The sequence below is a fragment of the Algibacter agarivorans genome (assembly GCF_039543245.1).
In the GTDB taxonomy this organism is placed as follows: domain Bacteria; phylum Bacteroidota; class Bacteroidia; order Flavobacteriales; family Flavobacteriaceae; genus Algibacter_G; species Algibacter_G agarivorans.
Window position 1 is genome coordinate 53,050 of record NZ_BAABJJ010000045.1, and the last position, 6,163, is coordinate 59,212.

The 6,163-nt window shown below is 33.9% G+C and carries 5 protein-coding genes; 3 read left to right on the plus strand and 2 right to left on the minus strand.

The genetic code is table 11. The annotated features are described in order from the left end of the window. Positions 1–2: 2 nt before the first annotated feature. Positions 3–1,229 (minus strand): NADH:ubiquinone reductase (Na(+)-transporting) subunit B, encoded by a 1,227-nt coding sequence (locus ABD935_RS16450; protein ID WP_345194003.1) that lies wholly within the window; start codon positions 1,227–1,229, stop codon positions 3–5. Then, on the minus strand, positions 1,229–2,581 hold the full coding sequence (locus tag ABD935_RS16455; protein ID WP_345194005.1) for a Na(+)-translocating NADH-quinone reductase subunit A: 1,353 nt from the start codon (positions 2,579–2,581) through the stop codon (positions 1,229–1,231). Before ABD935_RS16455 ends, ABD935_RS16450 begins: the two co-directional genes overlap by 1 nt. A 157-nt stretch (positions 2,582–2,738) precedes the next feature. On the opposite strand from ABD935_RS16455, the gene ABD935_RS16460 reads away from it, so the two are divergent. The 3 genes from ABD935_RS16460 to ABD935_RS16470 all read left to right on the plus strand — a co-directional run bounded on the left by ABD935_RS16460 (position 2,739) and on the right by ABD935_RS16470 (position 5,838). After that, on the plus strand, positions 2,739–3,989 hold the full coding sequence (locus ABD935_RS16460) for a type IX secretion system plug protein (RefSeq protein WP_345194006.1): 1,251 nt from the start codon (positions 2,739–2,741) through the stop codon (positions 3,987–3,989). A gap of 168 nt (positions 3,990–4,157) precedes the next feature. Further along, positions 4,158–4,544, plus strand: coding sequence for a Co2+/Mg2+ efflux protein ApaG (gene apaG / locus ABD935_RS16465; protein ID WP_345194009.1), 387 nt, complete (start codon positions 4,158–4,160; stop codon positions 4,542–4,544). 430 nt (positions 4,545–4,974) lie between these two features. Next, positions 4,975–5,838 carry a sigma-70 family RNA polymerase sigma factor gene (locus ABD935_RS16470; protein WP_034041378.1) on the plus strand — a complete coding sequence of 288 codons (864 nt, stop codon included), beginning with the start codon at positions 4,975–4,977 and terminating at the stop codon, positions 5,836–5,838. Positions 5,839–6,163 lie beyond the last annotated feature (325 nt).

Here is a 6,163-nt window from a genome sequence, read left to right on the forward strand (position 1 = left end):
GATTAAGCTGTTTTTGCTTTTAAACGTTTCATTCTTTGCTTCACATTACCTTGTACAACGTAATGATCGATGGTTGGAGCAAACACATTCATTAATAGAATGGCTAACATCACACCTTCTGGATATGCTGGGTTGAACACCCGAATTAAAATAGAAATAAATCCTATTAAGAAACCATAAATCCATTTTCCTTTATTGGTTTGAGACGCCGTAACAGGATCTGTTGCCATAAATACGGTACCAAAAGCAAAACCACCAATTAATAGATGATGCCACCATGTTGTACTCATTAAGCCATAGAACTTACTGCTTTCTGTAATCCAACCTGCATCTACAACTTGGTTAAAAATTAACCCCATGACTATAGCTCCAAAAGCAGAAGACAACATAATTCTCCAGCTTCCAATCTTTGAGAAGATTAAGAATACCCCCCCTATTACTATTAATAATGTAGAAGTCTCACCAACGGAGCCTGGAATAAATCCTAAAAACATATCTGAAACAGAATGGGCAACCTCTCTACCTTGAGCTAAAGTCCCTAATATAGTTTCGCCAGAAATGGCATCTGAATTTTGTCCTGTAGCAATAGCTTGGTCTCTTTCAACCGCTCCATGAACCCATACTTTATCACCAGACATCCAAGTTGGATAGGCGAAGAATAAAAAGGCTCTAATAGTTAATGCCGGGTTTAGAATATTCATTCCAGTACCTCCAAAAACTTCTTTACCAATAACAACTCCAAAGATTACTGCAACTGCAAGCATCCATAAAGGAATATCAATGGGTACAATAAGCGGCACTAACATACCTGTTACTAAATAGCCTTCTTCAACTTCGTGTTTTTTAATAATGGCGAATATGAATTCAATTCCCAAACCAACACCATAGGATACAATAACAAGTGGTAAGATTTTCCAAAAACCAACCATGAAGTTATCTAATATCCAAAATTCAGCACTAAAGAAACTCCCTGTAACGGCTTGAATTTCACCTAAAGCTAAATGATGTTGGTAACCAGCGTTAAACATACCAAACAATAAACATGGCACCATAGCCATAATTACAGTATTCATTGTACGTTTTAAATCGTCGGCTGCCTTTATGTGAGTTCCATTATGAGTGGTCTCGTCTGGCAAGTATAAAAACGTATGAAGCGCATTAAAAACTGGCGCCATTTTTTTATTCCTATACTTTCTCTTTAAGATATGTAATCTCGTTTTTAAATTCATTATCCTATCTCTTTTAGCATTAAATCTAACCCTGCTCGTATAATTTTTTGATGTGGTTGTTTAGACACACAAACAAATTCTGTTAATGCAAAATCTTCAGGAGCTACTTCATACATGCCTAAAGCTTCCATTTCATCTAAATCTTGGTACATACAAGCTTTTAATATTTGCATCGGAAAGATATCTAAAGGAAAAACTTCTTCATAAGTTCCTGTAGTTACAAAAGCACGATGCTCACCGTTCGTGTTGGTGTTTAAATCGTACTTTTTCTTAGGATTTAACCATGAAAACGTTAAGGCTCTTGAGGTAGACACCTTATCAAATACTGGTTTAGTCCATCCGAATAAATCATAATCATCACCTTCAGGAATAACAGTTACTACATTACTGTAATAATCTAAGCTACCATCAGGTTTTATATGTTTTCCGCTTAAAACGTTTCCGGATATAATACGGTCGTTTCCTTTTTCAGAAACACCTTTGTCGTAAATTAAGGTAGAAATTTCGCTACCAATACTCGTTTTAAAATATCTTGGCTTTTCAACTGAAGAGCCTACTAAAGCCACAATACGTTCTGTATTGAATTTCCCTGTTAGTAGCAATTCTCCAATAATAACAAGGTCTTGAGCGCTTACTGTCCAAACCACTTCGCCTTTGTTTATCGGATCCACTTTATTAATTAGCGTGCCCACATTTCCTGATGGATGTGGCCCTGAAACTTTATGGGTTGTAACACCAGATAAACTAGCAAGCGGCGAACCAGTACTACCAACAGATATATGTACACTACCTTCGGTTAGTTTACCTAAAGCGGTTATAGCAGCTTGTAATTCTGCCTCTTTACCTTGTAATGTAAAATCTAAATCGGCTGCTAACGGTGCGCTGGCATAACCTGAAATGAATATCGCTTTTGGCGATTTTTCTGGACTTGCAATCACATCATACGGACGTTGCTTTACAAATGGCCAGCATCCTGAGGCTAGTAAATGTGCTTTTATGTCTTCTGCCTTAGCAGTTTCAACATTAAGCTTTCCAAAATCTTGAAAAGATTGTGCTTTGTCAGCTTCAATTATAATAGCATCAATGCGTCTTTTTGGTCCTCTAACCACCTCCACTACTTTACCAGAAACTGGTGATGCAAATTTAATTGCTTCGTGAGATTTGTCATAAAACAAAGTGCTTCCAGCTGTAACTGAAGTACCCTCTTTTGCAACAAGTTTTGGAATAACGCCGTGAAAATCTTCTGGTCTTATGGTGCAGTAGTTACTGATAATCGCTTGTTCAACAATTTTTTCAGCTTCACCAATAAGTTTAATGTCCAGACCTTTTTTAATACGAATGTCGTTTGACATATTTATTTTATTGAAATTAGTTGTCTAAAAATCGGGGCAAAAATACGAATTAAATAAACAGTTTTCATAATAAATTTAATAGAAATTTATTCCTGTTGAAAGAAGTTCGGTTTTAGGCATTATATTTGTTTATATTTACAAAGAAACCTTTTTTTTAATGACATTTAAGCCTTTTCTACTATTCGTATTCCTTTTATTTCCCGCTGTAATTTTTTCTCAAATAGATGAAGTTAATCCACCAGATTATATAAAAACAATTAATTTTAGAGGAGATACTCCAGAAATGCAATTGCCCATTTTAAGGCTTGGGGAGTATGTTGTTTTAGAATTTGATGCTTTAAATGGGGACGAAGAAGACTACTACTATAAAATTGAACATTTTAATTTTGATTGGACACCTTCGGTCTTAATAAAATCGGAATATATGAATGGTTTTGATAATCAACGCATCCGTAATTACGAAAACTCATTTAATACCTATCAGATTTATTCGCATTATAAACTCACTATTCCAAATCAATTTACAAAAGGATTACGGGTTTCTGGAAATTATATGCTTTCAGTTTACAATAATGATGGTGACCTTGTTTTCTCTAGAAAATTTATGATTTATGAAGATAAAACGAATGTTGGCGTAAATATAAAGCGCTCCCGCGATGTTCAATTTATAGAAGAAAAACAACGTGTAGATATTGTTATCTCATCAAACGGTATGCAGTTTAATAATCCTTTACAAACGGTAAAAGTAATTATAGTTCAGAATAACAATTTAAACACCGCTATTTCAAACCTAAAACCACAATATACTATAGGCAATCAACTGATTTACAAATATGATAAAGAAACCAGTTTTTGGGGCGGAAATGAATATTTTTACTTTGAAAACAAAGATGTTCGTGCGGCAAACACAGGTATACGCTCCATAGATTTAAAAGATTTGTATCACAATTATTTGTATACTAATATCGAAAGAGCCAACAGGCCATACACGTATAACCCTGATATAAACGGTAATTATGTTATTCTAAATATTGATGCCGAAAACCCAAGTATTGAAGCAGATTATGTGTGGATGCATTTTTCTTTAAAAGCAAGTGAAGCCTTAAAGGACAAGACCATTCATGTATACGGAAACTTTAATAATTATGCTATTGATGATAGCACAGAAATGAAATACAACACCGAATACGATATTTTCCAAAATACCATGCTGCTCAAACAAGGGTTTTATAATTACAAATTTATTGTAGTGAATAAAGATGGAAGTATTGATGAAGGTTTTATTGGTGGGAATTTCTACCAGACCGAAAACAACTATAAAGTTCTAGTTTATTACAGAGATTTAGGCGCTCGATTCGACAAAATTATAGGTGTTGGCGAAGGTAGCTCAGTAAATATTTCAAATTAAACATCAAAAAAGACATTAAAACTCCAAGCTGTAATGGATATTTAACAAATATTAAGGGTTAAAAATGCATTTCATCTAATTTTTATATCAATCACGTTAATATTTGTGTTAACCACTTAATATTTATTATTTTAGCGCAAGCAAACACTTTGTATATCAATAGTTAACATGGTTCAACAAGTAACAAGAGGCATAAAAATTTCGGTAGACACTACTTTCGAAGGCTCATTTTATAAAAATTATAAAATACAGTACGCCTTTGGATATACCGTAACTATCGAAAACCAAAGCAAAGATTCTGTACAACTTAATGCACGTCACTGGGAAATCCTAGACGCACTAAATAACATTGAAACCGTTTCTGGCGAAGGCGTTATTGGCAAAAAACCCGTGCTTAAACCAGGTGAATCTCACACCTATACATCGGGCTGTTTACTTACCTCGCCTTTTGGCGCTATGCAAGGGCATTATAGTATGGTAAACTTCACCACTACCAAAAAGTTTCAAGTCACCATTCCTACATTTAAGTTGAGCGCTACTTTTGCTATTAATTAGTTGGTCATTATAAATCACGTTTTTTTTTGATTTAGCAATCAATAAGCACAAATACTAAAGAGAACCAATACCGGAATCAGCATTACCAGAGAAAATCATTGCTAAAAAATAGCTATGCAGAGCGCCTAAACAGTGTCCTAAAAATTTATCTTTAGACTTCAAAACATGCATATTTAACTAGTAAACACGCAACCAATTTTATATGTAAATCTTTTAAACCCGCACATCTACTCTCATATAAAACCTTGTTGAAAATTTGCTTTAACCTAAACTCTTAAGCATTAATATTGTGACTTTACAAACACTTCTAATGTCAAAAAAATCAAAGCAGTTAAAATATTTCAGCCTTTTTTGTAACAAAATGTAACATTTGTACGTATAACCATTGAACGGCCTATTATTCACATAATTAAATACAGGAAAACATTAGATGAGACAACTTAAAATTACGAAGCAGGTTACCAACAGAGAAACCGCTTCGTTAGATAAATATCTGCAAGAAATTGGAAAAGTTGACTTAATTACCGCAGACGAAGAAGTAGAATTGGCACAACGTATTAAAGCTGGGGATCAAATAGCTTTAGAGAAGTTGACAAAGGCTAATTTACGTTTCGTAGTATCGGTAGCTAAGCAATACCAAAACCAAGGATTAACATTACCGGATTTAATTAATGAAGGTAACTTAGGTTTGATTAAAGCGGCACAACGTTTTGATGAAACACGTGGTTTTAAATTTATATCTTACGCTGTTTGGTGGATTCGTCAATCGATTCTTCAAGCTTTGGCTGAACAATCTCGTATTGTACGTCTACCATTAAATAAAATTGGCTCAATTAACAAGATTAATAAAACATTTGCTTTTCTTGAGCAAAGTCATGAGCGCCCACCTTCTGCCGAAGAAATAGCAAAAGAATTGGACATGACTATTAATGATGTTAAGGAGTCTATGAAAAACTCTGGTCGTCACGTAAGTATGGATGCACCTTTAGTTGAAGGTGAAGATTCCAACTTATATGATGTATTAAACTCTGGAGAGTCACCAAACCCTGACAGAGAGTTATTACACGAATCTTTGCGCACTGAAATTGAGCGTGCATTAGAAACTTTAACACCTCGTGAAGCGGATGTTATTCGCTTATACTTTGGTTTAGGAAACCAACACCCAATGACTTTAGAGGAAATTGGAGAAACGTTTGATTTAACTCGTGAGCGTGTAAGACAGATTAAAGAAAAAGCTATTCGTAGATTAAAACATACGTCTAGAAGTAAAATATTAAAAACTTATTTAGGATAGTAATTTTTTAAAATTACGACTAAATTACAGTAACAAACAGTTACAACATAACTGTTCGTTTTTTGATTGATGAAAGAACCCTTGGCTGATTACCGAGGGTTTGTTTTTTTATAAGCTGTATTAAAAAAAATAAATTTCTTGCCAAAATTCATTTTTATATTTTTTAGAACTCATTTATACTTTTTGGATTGGGTCGGAAATTAGTCGTTTTGCATTCAATTAAAGGTTTTTTAATGCGAATGGATGCTTTTATGGCTCAACACAAAAAGTTGTGGAGTATTTAAAATTGGTTGAACTTTGAGCCAAAAATTTTTATGTCCTCAGA